This window comes from Pseudomonas sp. LBUM1640, assembly GCF_059716225.1.
In genome coordinates this window covers 4072430-4089103 of sequence record NZ_CP166816.1, presented here as the reverse complement: position 1 = coordinate 4089103, position 16674 = coordinate 4072430, and the positions used below count along the sequence as shown (strand labels likewise).

At 61.1% G+C, this 16674-nt stretch carries 9 protein-coding genes; 4 read left to right on the top strand and 5 right to left on the bottom strand.

The window, feature by feature from the left end:
- Window positions 1–70: 70 nt before the first annotated feature.
- On the top strand, window positions 71–628 hold the full coding sequence (locus tag ACA065_RS17985; protein WP_497690858.1) for an NADPH-dependent FMN reductase: 558 nt from the start codon (window positions 71–73) through the stop codon (window positions 626–628).
- A gap of 1146 nt (window positions 629–1774) precedes the next feature.
- On the opposite strand, the gene poxB is transcribed toward ACA065_RS17985, so the two are convergent.
- Both poxB and ACA065_RS17975 read right to left on the bottom strand, forming a co-directional pair.
- Window positions 1775–3499 (bottom strand): ubiquinone-dependent pyruvate dehydrogenase, encoded by a 1725-nt coding sequence (poxB, locus tag ACA065_RS17980; protein WP_497690857.1) that lies wholly within the window; start codon window positions 3497–3499, stop codon window positions 1775–1777.
- A 77-nt stretch (window positions 3500–3576) separates the two neighbouring features.
- Complete coding sequence (locus tag ACA065_RS17975; RefSeq protein ID WP_497690856.1) at window positions 3577–4809, bottom strand: NADH:flavin oxidoreductase/NADH oxidase family protein; 1233 nt, start codon at window positions 4807–4809, stop codon at window positions 3577–3579.
- Window positions 4810–4881: 72 nt separating this feature from the next.
- On the opposite strand from ACA065_RS17975, the gene ACA065_RS17970 reads away from it, so the two are divergent.
- Window positions 4882–5289 carry a MerR family transcriptional regulator gene (locus ACA065_RS17970; RefSeq protein ID WP_497690855.1) on the top strand — a complete coding sequence of 136 codons (408 nt, stop codon included), beginning with the start codon at window positions 4882–4884 and terminating at the stop codon, window positions 5287–5289.
- A 121-nt stretch (window positions 5290–5410) separates the two neighbouring features.
- On the opposite strand, the gene ACA065_RS17965 is transcribed toward ACA065_RS17970, so the two are convergent.
- Together ACA065_RS17965 and ACA065_RS17960 are read right to left on the bottom strand one after the other, a co-directional pair.
- Window positions 5411–5905 (bottom strand): DUF934 domain-containing protein, encoded by a 495-nt coding sequence (locus tag ACA065_RS17965; protein WP_017136920.1) that lies wholly within the window; start codon window positions 5903–5905, stop codon window positions 5411–5413.
- Window positions 5889–7547, bottom strand: a complete 1659-nt coding sequence (locus tag ACA065_RS17960; protein WP_497690854.1) for a nitrite/sulfite reductase — start codon at window positions 7545–7547, stop codon at window positions 5889–5891. Before ACA065_RS17960 ends, ACA065_RS17965 begins: the two co-directional genes overlap by 17 nt.
- A gap of 423 nt (window positions 7548–7970) precedes the next feature.
- Here ACA065_RS17960 and ACA065_RS17955 point away from each other — a divergent pair, with 423 nt between their 5' ends.
- On the top strand, window positions 7971–9038 hold the full coding sequence (locus ACA065_RS17955) for an ABC transporter substrate-binding protein (protein WP_497690853.1): 1068 nt from the start codon (window positions 7971–7973) through the stop codon (window positions 9036–9038).
- Here ACA065_RS17955 and ACA065_RS17950 read toward each other — a convergent pair.
- The gene (locus ACA065_RS17950) at window positions 9035–9253 is read right to left on the bottom strand and encodes a DUF2970 domain-containing protein (RefSeq protein WP_497690852.1); all 219 of its coding nucleotides are present in this window, start codon (window positions 9251–9253) and stop codon (window positions 9035–9037) included. The two genes, ACA065_RS17955 and ACA065_RS17950, sit on opposite strands and share 4 nt — an antisense overlap.
- A 113-nt stretch (window positions 9254–9366) precedes the next feature.
- Between ACA065_RS17950 and ACA065_RS17945 the strand changes: the two genes are divergently transcribed.
- Window positions 9367–16623: an NEL-type E3 ubiquitin ligase domain-containing protein gene (locus ACA065_RS17945; RefSeq protein WP_497690851.1), complete on the top strand. Its 7257-nt coding sequence runs from the start codon at window positions 9367–9369 to the stop codon at window positions 16621–16623.
- The last annotated feature ends 51 nt before the right edge of the window (window positions 16624–16674 follow it).

The window sequence follows — 16674 nt, the reverse complement described above, 5'->3', positions numbered from 1 at the left end:
CCTTCTGGTGAACCTGCTGCGAAGACTCTATAACTACTGGCTCCTTTAGTCAGACGTCGGGAAAACCTCAATGAGCAAGGTCTACACGATTGCCGTCCTGGTTGGCAGCCTTAGAAAAGAGTCGATCAACCGCAAGGTCGCCATGGCCTTGGCCGAACTGGCCCCTGCCAATCTCAAGTTGAACATTGTCGAAATTGGCGATTTGCCACTTTACAACGAGGACATCGACGGGGCATCGCCGCCCGCAGCCTACAGTACTTTCCGTAAACACGTGAGCTCATCCGACGCGGTGCTGTTCGTGACCCCGGAATACAACCGTTCCGTACCGGCGCCTTTGAAGAATGCCATCGATGTGGGCTCGCGCCCTTATGGGCAAAGTGCCTGGAGCGGTAAGCCGGGGGCGATCATCAGTGTGTCGCCGGGGGCGATTGGTGGGTTTGGTGCTAACCATCATCTGCGTCAGTCCCTGGTGTTTCTCGATGTGCCGTGCATGCAGCAGCCAGAGGCGTACCTGGGTGGGGCGGGCAGTGTGTTTGATGAGGCGGGCAAGGTGTCGGACAAGACCAAGCCGTTCTTGCAGGCGTTTATTGATGCCTATGGGGAGTGGGTTGAGAAACAGTTGGGTTGAGGTGGGGGTGGTTATTGAGTACATATCCGTTGCTGCGGTAACGGCTTCGTAGGGTTCCGCTCTTACAGCGGGTCACTTTTGGCAAACGCCCCAAAAGTAACCAAAAGGTCTTTGCCCCACCACTCGGTGCCTCGCTAAGGCTCGGCATGCCCGCACTCCGGCCCGTTTCCGCGGGTCGCCGCGATGGGCCATCCCTGGCCCAGCGCGGCTAAACCGGCATCCTTGCCGGTTTACCCGCTCCACCGTGCCTACTTGCGGCCATCGTGGTTAACGGGGCCTGTCAGATCAAGATCAAAATCTACAGCACGGCGGCCTAGTAGCCGACCTGAGTGGTTGAAGCAAAAGCAGGGCAAAAGCAGATCAAAAGCAGGGCAAGAGCGGATCTGCTTTTCTGTGGGAGCTTGCTTGCCTGCGATGCAGACACCTCGGTACATCAGGTATGCCCAGGTGATGCTTTCGCAGGCAAGCCAGCTCCCACCTTTGACCGAGTACACACATCTACCTGATGTACTGAGCTCCAAATGTGGGAGCGGGCTTGCTCGCGAATGCGGTGGGCCAGTTAAGAATAAGCCGACTGACACACCGCCATCGGGAGCAAGCCCCCTCCACAGTTAACCGAGTTCAGCTTCCAAGAACAGGTCGGCTGTCAGGCCGCCTCGACTTTGCTTTTGATCTAACCACTCAGGTCGGCTACTAGGCCGCCGTGCTGTAGATTTTGATCTTGATCTTGATCTTAGGCGCCCCGTTAAACCACGCTGGCCGAACGCAGGTATTACGGAGCGGGTAAACCGGCAGGACGCCGGTTTAGCCGCGACGGGGCAGGGACGGCCCGTCGCGGCGGCCCGCGGAGTAATGCCGGAGTGAGGGCACACCGAGCCTAAGCGAGGTGCCGAGTGGTGGGGCAAGAGCGTTTTGCTTACTTTTGCGCTGTTCAAAAGTGAGCCGCCGTAAGGGCGGAACCAATACAAGCCATCACCCAAATAACGGATATGTACCCAAACAAAGCCAGCTCCCACAGCCCCCCGCCGTCAAGCCAAACGATCCACCAGTGCAAGGGCCTGTCCAGCGCGCCACACGCACCCGCGTCTGGTCAAGGTGGTCACCCAAGTAGTGATCCGCTACGGCGCTGCCAGGCGCTACTGAAGCTCAGCGCAACCAGTTGGTGCGTGCCAGTTCGATCACCTCATCACCACGTCCGCTCATCACCGCCTTGAGCATGTACAGGCTGAAACCCTTGGCCTGCTCCAGCTTGATGCTCGGCGGCATGACCAGTTCCTGAGTCGCCGTGACCACATCCACCAGCACCGGGCCGTCGTGGGCCAGGGCACGGCGCAACGCAGGTTCGAGGTCTTCGGATTGCTCCACACGAATCCCGAGGATGCCCATGGCGTTGGACATGGCCGCGAAGTCCGGGTTTTTCAGCTCGGTGCCGGTGTCCAGGTAGCCGGCGGCTTTCATTTCCATAGCGACGAAACCCAGTGATGAGTTATCAAACACGATGACTTTCACCGGCAGTTTCAGCTGTGCCAACGAGATGAAATCGCCCATCAGCATCGCGAAGCCACCGTCGCCGGACATCGAAATCACCTGACGCCCGGGAAACGCCGCCTGGGCGCCGATGGCCTGCGGCATGGCATTGGCCATCGAACCATGGTTGAACGAGCCGATCAGGCGGCGTTTGCCGTTCATTTTCAAGTAACGCGCAGCCCACACGGTGGGCGAGCCGACGTCGGCGGTGAAGATGGCGTCGTCATCGGCCAACTCGCTGAGCAAACGCGCGACGTATTGCGGGTGGATCGGCCGGTCAGCCTTGGAGGGCTCGGCCAGGTCATCCAGGCCCTGGCGGGCTTTCTCGTAGTGCTTCAATGACGTGTCGAGGAAGCTGCGATCGGTCTTGCGGGTCAAGCGTGGCAGCAGCGCGTCGAGGGTCTCGCTGACATCGGCCGCGATGCCCAGGTCCAGCGTGGCACGACGCCCGAGCGCCTGCGGGTTGCGGTCGACCTGGATGATTTTCGCATCGGTGGGGTAGAACTGGCGGTAAGGGAAATCGGTGCCAAGCATGATCAGTGTGTCGCAGTTGAGCATCGCGTGGTAACCCGAACTGAAACCGATCAGGCCAGTCATGCCCACATCGAACGGGTTGTCCCATTCCACATGCTCTTTACCGCGCAAGGCGTGTACCACCGGCGCGCCGAGGGCGTCGGCCAATGCCACCACTTGGTCGTGGGCGCCGGCACAGCCGCTGCCACACAGCAGGGTGACTTTCTGGCTGCTCTGCAGGATCTCGGTGAGGCGTTGCAGGTCCTGTTCCGCTGGCAGCGTGCGCGGCGCGTGCAGGGCCGGCCACGGCTTGTATGTGTCTTCGACTTCCAGCAACGACACATCGCCGGGGATGACGACCACCGCCACGCCACGGTTGAGGATCGCCGAGCGCATCGCGCGGTGCAGCACCTGTGGCATTTGCGCGGGGTTGGTCACCAGCTCGATAAAGTGGCTGCACTCCTTGAACAGTTCCTGAGGGTGGGTTTCCTGAAAGTAGTTCAGGCCGATCTCGGAGGAGGGGATTTGCGCCGCGATGGCCAGCACCGGCACGTGGTTGCGATGGCAGTCAAACAGGCCATTGATCAAGTGCAGGTTGCCCGGCCCGCAGCTGCCGGCACACACCGTTAATTCGCCGGTGGCGGCAGCTTCGGCACCCGCGGCAAACGCGGCCACCTCCTCGTGGCGCACGTGCATCCACTCGATGCTGTCCATGGTGCGCAGGGCGTCGGTCAAGCCGTTGAGGCTGTCGCCGGTCAGGCCCCAGATGCGCTTGATACCCGCCTGTTCAAGGGTGGTCGCCAATTGCTGGGCCAGGTTGATTTTCGCCATGAAGAACTCCAATCGTCAGTGAGGTTAAAAACTGCTGATCAATAGGGGACAGTTCGATCACGGCGGATGTTCACCCTTTAGTGTGAAGATTGCGTCATGGCGGCGCGGTATTGGCGGGTGCGGCGGGCGATAAACCACTGATCGCGGACTAACGCGATGCAGGGTGCAACGCCGGCCTTGGGCAGATAGCCGCGACTGAGCCGGCGCATCTGATACCGCACCACGGCAAGCGTGGCGAGGGAGGCCAGGGGTTTGCGCTTCCAGTCAATCGGTTTGAGTTGCGGGTTGGGATCGCGACCTTCGCGCCAGTGTCGAATCAGTTGCGGCTCCAGCGTCAGCGCCGTGGCGATACCGGCCATGGCGATGCCGCTGTCCAGCACCTGTTGCACGATCGGCAAGCGGCGAATGCCACCGGTGACCATCAGTGGCATGGTGGCGATGGTCGCCACGTCCTTGGCAAACTCCAGGAAGTACGCTTCACGGGCCAGGGTGCGGCCGTCCCGCGCGTCGCCTTGCATGGCCGGCGCTTCGTAACTGCCACCCGATAACTCCAACAGGTCGATGGGCAGCGGGTTGAGCATTTCGACAACTGCGCGCGCGTCGGCCTCTGCAAACCCACCGCGCTGGAAGTCCGCCGAATTGAGCTTTACCGCCACGCAAAAGGCCGGGCTGACCGAGGCGCGAACCGCATTGATCACCTCCAGCAGCAAGCGCGCACGATTTTCCAGCGAGCCGCCCCAGCGGTCGGTGCGTTGGTTGCTGAGCGGCGAGAGAAATTGGCTGATCAAGTAGCCATGCGCGCCGTGGACCTGCACCCCGGTAAACCCGGCTTTCTCGGCCAGGCGCGCGCTGGTGGCGAAGCGTTTGATCACGTCTTGAATGTCGTCTTCGGTCATCGCCTTGGGCGTGGCGAACATCTTCGAAAAACCGCCCAGGTCGAGCGCCACGGCGGAAGGCGCCAAGGCTTGCTGGCCGAGGTTGGCCATGGTCTGGCGGCCTGGATGGCTGAGTTGCACCCAAAAGTGCACACCTTTGGCGCGGGCCACATCGGCCCATTCGCGGAAGCTGTCCAAGTGCTGCTCATCTTCCAGGGCGACGCCGCCGGGGCCGGTCATGGCGCGGTGGTCGATCATCACGTTGCCGGTCAACAACAAGCCAGGCTCGCCGTCTGCCCAGGCCGTGTACAACCGCTTCAATTCGCGCGACGGCGCTTGCTTGGCATCCGCCATGTTCTCTTCCATCGCCGCCTTGGCGATACGGTTGGCGAGGACCTGGCCGTTAGGCAGTTGCAAGGCTTCGAAAGGTGACATGCGTTGACTCCTGAGCGGGGGAGGCCTCAGGCTAAGCTTAAAGTTAACTTTAATGTCAAGCAGGGCGTGGCGATGAATATTGGTGAGCTGGCAAAACAGAGCGGTCTGGCGGCGTCGCGTATTCGCTTTTATGAGGCCGAAGGGCTGATCAGCCAGGTGGGGCGCCAGGCTAATGGCTATCGACGCTATTCAGCCGAAGCGCTGCAAACCTTGCAGTTGATTCAAAGTGCGCAGCAGGCCGGGTTCACCTTGCAGGAGCTTAAAGCGTTGATGCCGGCGCCGGGCGAGAGCAAGCGCGACGAATTGATTGAGGCTCTGGAGCGCAAGGTGGCGCAAATCGAAACGATGCAGGCGCAGCTGGCCCATAGCAAAGCCCAGTTATTGGGCGTGATCGAGGCGGTGCGGGCGCACCCGGCAGATGTGCCGTGTTCCATGGGGCAAAAGCAGGTGCTGGCGTCGATCACGGATGATCGTCGTTGATCGTTCCCACGCTCTGCGTGGGAATGCCGCTTCGGACGCTCTGCGTCCCGCTGACGAGTGACGCGGAGCGTCACGGGATGCACTCCCACGCAGAGCGTGGGAGCGATCACTGCGCTAACGTTTAGCGACGGCGGAACAGCGGCAACGGCTCATCCGTGGCAGCCTGGTACGTCACCGAGAAGTCCTTGAGGCTTTCCAGCGCTTCGTACGGGTCTTTGTCGGCGCGCAAGGCGAAGGCATCGAACCCGCAGCGGCGCAGGTAGAACAGCTGGTCACGCAGCACGTCACCAATTGCCCGCAGCTCGCCCTTGTAACCGTAGCGGTCACGCAGCAGGCGCGCGTTGGAGTAGTTGCGCCCGTCGGTAAAGGCCGGGAAGTTCAGGGCGATGACCTGGAAGTGCTGCACGTCATCGCCGATTTCTTCGGCTTCTTCATCGGCGTCCAGCCACACGCCCAGGCCGCCATCGCGGGCCTTGAGCGCATGGCCGTGCTCGCGCCACAGGGCCAACGGCACGATCAGGTCGTCGCAGTTGGAAATGCCGTCGAAGCTCGCGTCCTTGGGCAGCAGGTGCCAGGTTTCGTCGAGGACTTCGTTGTTCTTAATGATTCGCTGCATAGACGCGCTCCTTGAACAGGTCGATGCCGATGCGCTGGTAGGTGTCGATGAAACGCTCATCTTCGGTGCGCTGTTCGATGTACACATCGATCAGCTTGCCGATCACCTCGGGCATGGCTTCCTGGGCGAAGGACGGGCCGAGGATCTTGCCCAGGCTCGCATCGCGGCTGGCGCTGCCACCCAGGGACACTTGGTAGAATTCTTCGCCTTTCTTGTCCACGCCCAGGATGCCGATGTGGCCGACGTGGTGGTGACCACAGGCGTTCATGCAACCGGAGATGTTCAAGTCCAGCTCGCCGATGTCGAACAGGTAGTCCAGGTCGTCGAAACGGCGCTGGATCGATTCGGCAATCGGGATCGATTTGGCGTTGGCCAGGGAGCAGAAGTCGCCGCCCGGGCAGCAGATGATGTCGGTCAACAGGCCGATGTTCGGCGTGGCGAAGCCGCCTTCGCGCAGCTCGCCCCACAGGGTGAACAGTTGGCTTTGCTCAACGTCCGCGAGGATGATGTTCTGCTCGTGGGAGGTGCGCAGCTGGCCGAAGCTGTAGCGCTCGGCCAGGTCGGCGACGCCGTCCAGTTGCTTGTCGGTGATGTCGCCCGGTGCTACGCCGGTAGGTTTGAGCGACAGGGTCACGGCGACATAGCCCGGTTTTTTGTGCGCCAGGGTATTGCGGGTACGCCAGCGGGCGAAACCTGGGTGCTGCTGGTCGAGGGCTGCGAGCTCGGCGTCCTGATTGCTCAGGGCCTTGTACTCAGGGTCGACGAAGTGTTTGGCAACGCGGTGCACTTCGGCTTCGGTCAGGGTGGTCTGGCCGCCGCGCAGGTGTTCCATTTCGGCGTCGACTTTCTGGGCAAACACCTCAGGGGTCAGCGCCTTGACCAGGATCTTGATCCGGGCCTTGTATTTGTTGTCACGACGGCCATAGCGGTTGTAGACCCGCAGGATAGCGTCGAGGTAGCTCAACAGGTCCTGCCACGGCAGGAACTCGTTGATAAACGCACCGACCACCGGCGTTCGGCCCAGGCCGCCACCGACGAGAACACGGAAACCCAGCTCGCCGGCTGCGTTGTGCACCGGCTCAAGGCCAATGTCGTGCACTTCGATTGCTGCGCGGTCCGAGGTCGAGCCATTGACGGCGATCTTGAACTTGCGCGGCAGGTAGGCGAATTCCGGGTGGAAGGTGGTCCATTGACGGACGATTTCACACCACGGCCGTGGGTCGATCAGTTCGTCAGCGGCAACGCCGGCGAATTGGTCGGTGGTCACGTTGCGCAGGCAGTTACCGCTGGTCTGAATGGCGTGCATCTGCACAGTCGCCAGCTCAGCCAGGATGTCCGGCACGTCTTCCAGCGCCGGCCAGTTGAACTGTACGTTCTGGCGGGTACTGATGTGGGCATAACCCTTGTCGAAGTCGCGGGCGATCTTGGCCATCATGCGCGTCTGACGTGAAGTCAGTTGGCCATAGGGCACGGCTACCCGCAGCATCGGCGCAAAGCGCTGAACATAAAGGCCATTTTGCAGGCGCAGAGGGCGGAACTCTTCTTCGCTCAGCTCACCAGCCAGGTAGCGTCGGGTCTGATCACGGAACTGCTTGACGCGGTCCTCGATGATGCGCTGATCGTATTCGTCGTATACGTACATATAGGTCCTGTTCTCGGCAAATCTGCGCGCACGGCCGCGCACTCCCAACGGAGCCGGCGCACGATACCAGTTTGCGTTTATGCGCAAAAGTGATGTTTGAGTATATGTAAATAACCAAATTGACTAATGAGAACTGTTATCGCGATACCCACATTTGTCATGCGGGCAATCATCAACTTTACTGTGAGCGTGTTTGAGTGCAATCACCTATAAAACCGATAAGAGGCGATGCAATGAGCAATTCGACCAAAGTCCGTAAACCTGACAGTACCGTTGATGCCTGGGCCATTTTGTTCCTGATCATTTTAGTGGTTGGAGCCGCCGTATTCTGGGTTAGCCACCAGTAAAAGAAGCGTGATTGAACCTCGATTGACTGTCGCATTGCCACTATGATGGCGGTCAACATTCGAGGCACAAACAACCATGTTGAAGGTTCTGATTGCGTGTATGTGGTTACTGGGCTCGACGTACGGGGCGCTAGCCCACGCCGCGTCAGTGGTGTTTCTCAACCCAGGCACGTCCACCGAAACCTTCTGGGTCAGCTACGCGCAATTCATGCAGGCCGCTGCCAAGGACCTCGGCCTGGATTTGCGCGTGCGTTATTCCGAGCGTGACGCCCATACCACCCTGATCCAGGCCCGGGAAGCACTGCAAGGTGCCGAGCGGCCCGATTACCTGGTGTTGGTGAATGAGCAGTATGTCGCCCCGCAGATTCTGCGCATGGCCATGGGCAGCGGGGTCAAGCTGCTGATCGTGAACAACGCGCTCACCCCCGACCAGGTGCAATTGCTGGATGCCCGCGATGACGCGCAGTTGATCGGCAGCCTGGTGGCCGACGACGAGCAGGCCGGTTACCTGATGCTCACGGATCTGCTGCGCCAGCATGGCCCGGTCGCGTCTGGCGACACCCTCGACCTGCTGGCGTTTTCCGGCGCCAAGAACACCCCGGCCGCGCAGCGACGTGAGCAAGGCTTGCGCCGCGCCCTGGCCGAGCACCCTGAAGTCCGCCTGCGCCACTTGGTCTACGGGGAATGGAGCCGCCAGCGCGCCTTCGAGCAAGCCACGCAACTGTTCAGGCGCCACCCGCAGACAGCGCTGGTGTGGTCGGCCAACGATGAGATGGCACTGGGCGCCATGCAGGCCTTGCAAGACAGCGGGCGGGTGCCGGGCAAGGACGTGTTGTTCAGTGCGGTCAACAGTTCGCCGGACATAGTGCAGGCACGCCTGGACGGGCGGCTGACGACGCTGGTCGCCGGGCATTTCACCCTGGGCGGTTGGGCCATGGTGCTGATCAACGATGATGCCAAGGGCGTCGACATCAGCGCCTACGGCGGGCGCGACCGCCAGCAAGCCTTATTCCAGTTGATCGACGGCGAGCAGGCGCAGCGTTTGTTGGGGCCGACGCCGCCGGTCGATTTTCAAGCACTGTCGGCGGTCGGCAAGCCGGCGTCCTACCGTTACCCGTTCAGCCTGCAACTGCTGCTGCATTAAACCCCGGCCAGGTGCAGCACCAGCTTGACGATGGCAAACAGCGTCAGTGCAAACACCGCCGTGAACAGGATGCCCAGCCCTACAAAATGGCTGGGTTTGCCATGGGTAAAGTCGCGCGCACGATTTTTCCCGCTCTGCACACCAAAGGCCGCCGCCAACACGCTGTGCAGCATTTGCCAGAAGGTTGGCGGCTTGTTGTCGAGTGGATCGTCCATAAAACCCTCGTCAGTAAGACTGTCCCACACAGCATAGTCGCCCCGTATCTATACACCACCAGCCTGGGGCTGAACGGTGATGTGCTGTCACTTCATTTAACAGGAGTGACAGCATGTCCGATTCATCCCCCCGTTCCGCCGTTGGTAAGCCGCTGGCGGCGACCCTGAGTATTCACGGCGATTTCCTCGAAAAGGCTGTGCCGCAATGGTTGGTCGACGCGACGCCGGCCCGTCGTCTGGCGCTTAAACAAAGCACGGCGGCCTTGCCGGGCTGGTACAAAAACGCCTCGCCCGAACAGCGCAAAACTGTCACCGCCAGCGTCAAGGCCAGCACCCTCGCTCAGACCCGACTCGACAACACCATGGCCACGTTCCAGGACGTCGATGCCTTCGCCAAGCCATTGCTGCTCAAGGCCTTGAAAGACCAGTTTCAGGTGGACGTCGATGTCGACAAGACCCTGCTTTGCCTGCGCCGCCCGCTGGCGGTGACGGTGCTGGAGCTGGAAGTGGCGTCTTTCGAATTCCTCAAGTTGTCGATGCTGCAAGCGGCGCTGCATAACTTCGAAGCCTGGGAGTGTGCAAGCGGGGCCTACCACAAGAGTTCCGGCTTTGTAGTACAGGCGAGCAGCCCTGACACTTACGAGCCCACCACGGTGAACCTGACGGTCAGCCAGTTCCTGACGTTGTGCCGCAGCCTGGACGTGGGCGCCAAATACCAGGCCTACCTGAAGACGTTCTTCGAACCCGCCGATGCCACCGCCAAGGCGACCCTGCGCCAACAGTTCATTGCCAGCCAGAAAACCGCGATGCGCGCCGCCGCCGACCAGGCGTTGCTGACCCGAGACATTGAGCCTGCGGACCACGCGATGATCGTTTCGGTGATCAACGGCGAGGTGCATCCACGGATGGGCAAAAAACAAGTCTGGTTCAACGACATGGGCCTGATGAGAAAACGCATGACCGGCTGCGTGGCGTTCGTTATCTGCGAAAAGTACCGCTACAACGACGAGGTGATTCTTTACATTCCCCAGGACCCGGTGCACCCCCTCAAGCGCTACACCGTTGCGCAGATGCGCCAGACGTTCAAGCGTCTGTTCACCGCCAGAGACGGCATGCAGTCCAGCGACGCCAGCCCCACCACCTACCAGCGCTTTTTCAGCCAGTTCGTGCCGTATGCGCAGCGTGGGTATTACTTCAGCCAGTTCACCCAAGAGGCGGCCGATTCCCCCGGTGGCCCCCTGACGTCGCCGTGGCGCACGATCATCGAAACGGTCAGCGAAGTGTCGCCCGTTACCCACATCAAGGAGCTGCCGCCGGCGCGTCCTGCAAAAATGGAACCGGCGCCCGACCCGTATATCGCGCCCTCTTATGTCACCCGCAAAGGCCGTGGGCCGTGGGCGGACAATGTGGACCTGTGGGATTACCTGTTTGAGCAAAACCGCGACAAGGCCTATGCCGATGCCCGCAGCCATGCGGTGCCCACCGCTGAGGTCGACATCAAGGCACGGGAAGCGAAGCTGGCCCATCTGCTGGAGATCGGCATGCTGGGCTTGAACATGGTCTCCATGTTTGTCCCGGTATTGGGCGAGATCATGATGGTGGTGATGGCCGGGCAATTGCTCTACGAAACCCTCGAAGGCTCGATCGAATGGGCCGAGGGCGACAAACGCGCGGCCAAGGCGCACCTGGTCGACGTGGCCGAGAACCTCGCGCAGTTGGCCGTCATGGCCGGCGTGGGCGCAGCGGTCAGCACGTTCAGGGCGGCCAGGCCGGAACCGGTTATTGAAAACCTTAGCCCCGTCACGTTGCCCAACGGCGAAACCCGTCTGTGGAAGCCCGACTTGAGTGGCTATGAAAGCGCCGTCACGCTGGAGGCCAGCCCAGGCCCCAATGCGCTGGGGCAGCATCACCTGGAGGGCAAGACCTATATTCGCCAGGGCAATAAGGTCTACGAGCAGTGCTTCGATGACTCGATCAAACAGTGGCGTATCAAGCACCCGAGTGACGCCGATGCCTACCAGCCGATTCTGCACAGCAATGGCCGTGGCGCCTGGCGCCACACCCTGGAGCGGCCGCTGGCGTGGGACCGCCTGACCCTGTTGCGGCGCATAGGCCATGCCACCGAGGCTTTTTCCGATACCGAGCTGATCAAGGTCGCGGATGTCAGCGGCGTCAGCGACAACGCCCTGCGCAAAATGCACATGGACCTTGCGGCGCCGCCGCCTGAGCTGACGGATGCCATGCGCCTGTTCAAGGCCGACACCGACACCGGCCAGGTGATCGATCAGTTGCGTGGCACACAACCGATTGATGACCGGTATCTGTATGCGCTGCCCCTGGTCGCTGAAATGCCCGGTTGGCCGAAGGCGCGGGTGCTTGAAGTCTTCGAGGCACCGGGGTTGTCGGGCGCGTCGGTCAAGTACGGTTCCGAGCGCCTGCTGCGTGGCGCCGCTGCCAAGGCACCGATCAAGATCAGCCGCAGCGATATCCTCGGCGGTCAGTTACCCGCACACATTCTGGCGGCACTCGATGAACAGGAAGTCATTGGTTTGCTGGGCGCGCAAGGCGCTCGGGTGGTGGAACAGAGGCCACAAGAGTTCGGCAAGCAACTCACCGAGTACGCCCAGACGCGCAAGCCGGCGATTTTCGACAGTATCTACGCGGGCACCGAGCCGGTGGCGAGCCAGGTCCGGCAGTTGCAGCGCAGGTGTCCGGGGCTCAGCGAGGCAGGCGCCCAGGAAGCCTTGGCCCATGCGCGCCCGGATGACCTCAAGCAACTGCACGCCACTCGCCGGGTGCCCTTGACCTTGCTGGAGGAAGCGCGCTGGTATGCGCGCCAAGGCCGTCAGACCCGCGCCTATGCCGGTTTGCGCAGCGAAAACATGGCCTCGGCGGACAGCCGGCGCCTGGCGCTGCATTGCCTGGAAAAACTGCCGGGTTGGCCGGACACGCTGCGCCTTGAGGTGCGCGAAGTCAGTGACAGCGGCCTATTGCTGGACAGCATCGGCAGCGCCACCGCGCGCGACAAAAAGTACCTGGTGAAAAAAGGCCCACGCTTCCAGGCGTTCAATGAGCGGGGAGAGGCGCTCAACAGCCTGCCCAAAGAGGGCGACAATTTTTATGCCTCGCTGATGCATGCCTTGCCCGATGAAGCACGGCGCGGGCTGGGGGTGCCCCAGGTCAGCCAGAGCGCCGAGCTGCAGGAAAAAATCATTGATTTTGCCGACCGCTATCGCAGTGAAACGCCGCAACTGCTGGAACCACAAGGGCGGTTGCCCAAGCCGCCGGTGCGGATCAACGACACGCTGATAGGGTATTACGCCAGCGGGCGCGACTCGAATCTGCGGGCGCATCTGGTGGTCAGGGCGCGAGCGCTCTACCCGGAACTGAGCGATGCCCAGGCCGGTGGTTTTATTCGCCAGTTGCAACAGCCGGGCAGAAGCGGCAGGGAGATCTACAACATCCTGCAAAATCGCGAGCGCGAATACACAGCGCTTGTGAGGACACTCGACCAATGGGTGGGCCAGCCTGCGGTGGCGCCGAATCCGTTCAGTGCCGCACCCGACAATTCAGCGTTTTTGCATAGAACCCAAGTCGCCCGGGAACTCAAGGCTGCGTGGCAGCGCGCCCCGCTGGCCGGGGAAGTGCCCAACGCCACTCGCCTGTCGATTGTGATCAATCAGCCCTTGCCGCCGCTGACGGCTGACTTTGCGCATATCCGTGAGTTGTCGGTGGGCGGGCGCGGTTTGAACGATGCCAACGCGGATGCGTTTCTGGCGCAGTTTCCCAATGTGCACACCCTGTCGATCGGTGAACGGCGCTTTGCATGGGATCGCAACTTGCTCGGCCAGCCGTCGCTGACAACGGTGCCCCAGGCGGTGAGCGAGATGGCCCAGCTCAACAGCCTGACGTTCAGGGCGGATGCATCGTTGTTGGCCGCGGACTTTTCCTCCAGGCTCAATGCCTTGACTGCGCTTGAGGCGTTGCATATCGAGTGCAGCGGGTTTTCTCCGACGGCCCTTGATAGCCTGGACCTGTCTGCGCTGGTGCAGTTGAAACGGCTGCAGATCGATGCGCCTCATACGTTGTCGCAGTGGCCTGCGTATGTTGAGGGCTTTACCCGGTTGGAGCGCCTGGACCTGGCCAATACCAGCATCCGCACACTGCCTGAGCGCCTGTATCTCGGGCATGAACAGCTCTGGGCCGGCTTGTCGCTGGACTGGTCGAAGTTTTCCCGCGAAGCGTTCAAGCCCGCCTTTCTCTACGTCAAGCACTACCCGGCGGATGCGGGACATCTGGTTGACCTGCATCAGATGGTGCGCGATTACGCCAGGGGTGAATTGACACTGTTGTTCGGCCCGTCCGAAATCACCACTGCATTGCATGCGAAAGTCATGACGTGGAATACCCCTGAATCACGGTTTGCCGCTGTCGAGTTCCTGAGTGATGAGCACAGCGGGCTGTTCGGTCAGTTCTACTTGCCGCGCACAAGCGACGGGCCGAGATTGCACATGCGCGCAGCGCCTTGGCAGATGGGGCGTAACGCTCAGGTTATCAGTGCGCTCGAGCACAGTTGGCGCGGCGCTGTGGCCAAACGCTACAGTCTGGACGCCAATGTGTCGGTGTTCGAGCTGCCGATGCCGGGCGCTCACGAAACCGTCCCCGTTGCCGATGGCAGCGTGGTTGAGCTGCCTCAACTGCCGGCTGGGACATTTTCCCATGTGCAAACGTTGCGCCTGGACCGGATCGGCACCTCTATCGAACAGACGCGCGGCTTCATTCGGGCATTCAGCGGCACACAAACCCTTGAACTCAGAGGGGTTGGCTTGACCGAAGTGCCGATTGGTGCGGGTGAACTCCCCGCGTTGACGCGGCTTGATCTGTCCGACAACCGCCTGGTGGTGACGCCTGCGGTTCAGGAGCAACTCAATGGCCTGCACAGCCTTGAGCTGCTGGACCTGCGCAATAACCGGCTGAACCAGCTGGATGTCAGTGCATTGACTCGCCTCAAGGCGCTGAACCTGAGAGCGGCACAATTGAAGGCTTGGCCGACAGGTGCGCAGGGCCTGCCGCAATTGTCCTGGATTGACTTGCGCGATAACCAGATACCGACACTGCCGCCAGAGGTTCTGGCCAATGATGAAGCACTGCTGAAGGTTAACTTGGCGGGTAATACGTTCAGCCCTTCGGGAGCGACGGCTCTTAAAGAGGCGCAGCAGCGGATCGAGTCCGCCAAAGGCTTGCCGGAGGGCACATTGGACCGGTTTGCACTGGAAACGCTGCCGCCCGAGTTTCCACCGGAGGAAACCGCGCTGTCGATTGCGCATCATTTGTTGCCCTTGCCGCAGCGGGCGGCGGGTCTGGAAGGCGAGAGCGGTTTTCTCAGAAACTTGCAGCTTCTGAACCCGGCGATTACCGAAGATCAGGCACTGCAACGGCTTAAGCAACTGCGTAACCAGGGCATGAGTGAGCCGCAAATAGATGAGCAATTGACCCAGTGGCATCAGGACGGCGAAGCGCTGACGCGCCAGCTCAATAGCTGGCTCTTCATCCGCGAGGTACAGGCTGCGCAGTTCAGCCTATCGGCGGAAGACCGTGGGCTGGCCGCCTGGCGTATTCGCCAGTGTTGGCAAGATGGGCTGTTGGGTGGCACGGATCAAACCTTGAGCCTGGAGGGCACACAAACCGGTGATTTGCCGGCGCTGAACGTGCAGTTTCCTCAGGTGAGCACCTTGGATTTGACTGGGGTGAGGTTTTCCGCGCAAGGCTCCAACGGCTTTCTTGAGGCGTTCCCGCAACTGAACCGGCTGGTGCTGAGCGGCAACGCATTGACGCAACTGCCCGAAGCCGTTGGGGGCATGCGCCAGCTTGAGCGGCTTGAGTTGGCGGCCAACAGCTTTTCCTCTGCCCAGTCGCTGTATCGTCAATTGGGCGGCGAACGCCTGCGATGGTTGGGCCTGAGCAACAACAGCCTGAGCGAATTCAGCCTGCAGGCCTTCACTCGGCTCCAGACACTGGACCTGAGCTATAACCCGATTCTTCACTGGCCTGACGGCGCGTTAGAGGCTGCCCACCTGCGCAGGCTTAACCTGAGCGGCAATCGATTCACAACCTTCCCGGACCGGTTGCTGGGCGGCAACCATGACGGCTTGGTTGCCGGCACCCGCCTGACGGATTGCCGCGACTTGTCGCTCAATAGTCTGGAGCAGCTCAGGGACTACAGCGACTCCCAGGGGCGGGCGGATGTCATGGGGCGCACGTGGCAGGACCTGGACCTGAAAATCCGAGAGCTCGAAAACGACAGCGATATCGGCTCAGGCTCAGAGGGCGACCCAGGCTCCGATGGCGACTCAGACCCGGATGACGACTCCGGCCCGGATGCGGGCGGCAACGCGCATGGGAATGTTCAAACCCCCGAAAGCATTGACGACTCAGAGCTTGAGGTTGACGCACAGGCATTGGAGCCATGGCTGGCTGATACGCGTGCTGACCTCAGGGCCCTCAGAAGCGACCTTTGGACACAGCTGGCGCAAGAACACAATCACCAACGATTCTTTCATTTGATCTCGATGCTGCGCCTCACCGATGAATTCCGGTATGCCCGCGTCGGCTTGACACACCGGGTATGGGAGGTGATGCAAGCGGCCTCGGAGAATACTGAATTGCGCCAGCTGCTGTTCCATAACGCGGAGACTCATGGCACTTGCGCTGATGGTCGAATTCTTACCTTCAGCGACGTGGAGATTCGGGTGTACGAATACAACACGTTGCGCACTATCCCCCTGCAACAGACCGAGCAACGAGGCCGGGCCTTGATGAACCTGTCTCGTCGCCTGTTTCGACTCGACAGGGTCGAGGCACTGGCTGAGGCGGTGGTGGTTGAAGCCGCCAAGAGGCCTGAAGACGCCGCGGAAGTACGGCTGGAGTACCGCATAGGCCTGACGCAAGGGTGGCCCGACGGATTGGAATTGCCTGGGCAACCCGCAAACATGCAATACGGTACACCGATCAGCGGTCAGCGCTTGGCGGCGGCCCGGGCTTCGGTACTCGAGGCAGAACGCTCTGATGCGTTCTTCCTGGACCTGATCTCCCGCGATTACTGGGTGCGTTATCTTACCGAACGCTACCCCGAGGCGTTCGCTGAACTTGAAGAAAACGCCTCCATCCGGCAGGACCAGGTAGAGGATGAGCACAGTGGCAGAGACGACAGTGCACAGAGCCTGGAGCGTTATATCTCGGCGATCGAGGTGCTGAAAAAAGAGCGGGACACTGCACGCACCAAAAAGCTGGTGGAGTTGTCCAGGCGTGAGGAGCAACGGCTGGCGCCTGGGGTTGAGGAACCGCAACCCGGTCCGTCACGCCTGGCGTAGTCACTCTGGCCCCCATACCCGCAGGTGCGGGTATGGGGTTTTTTTTGCTGA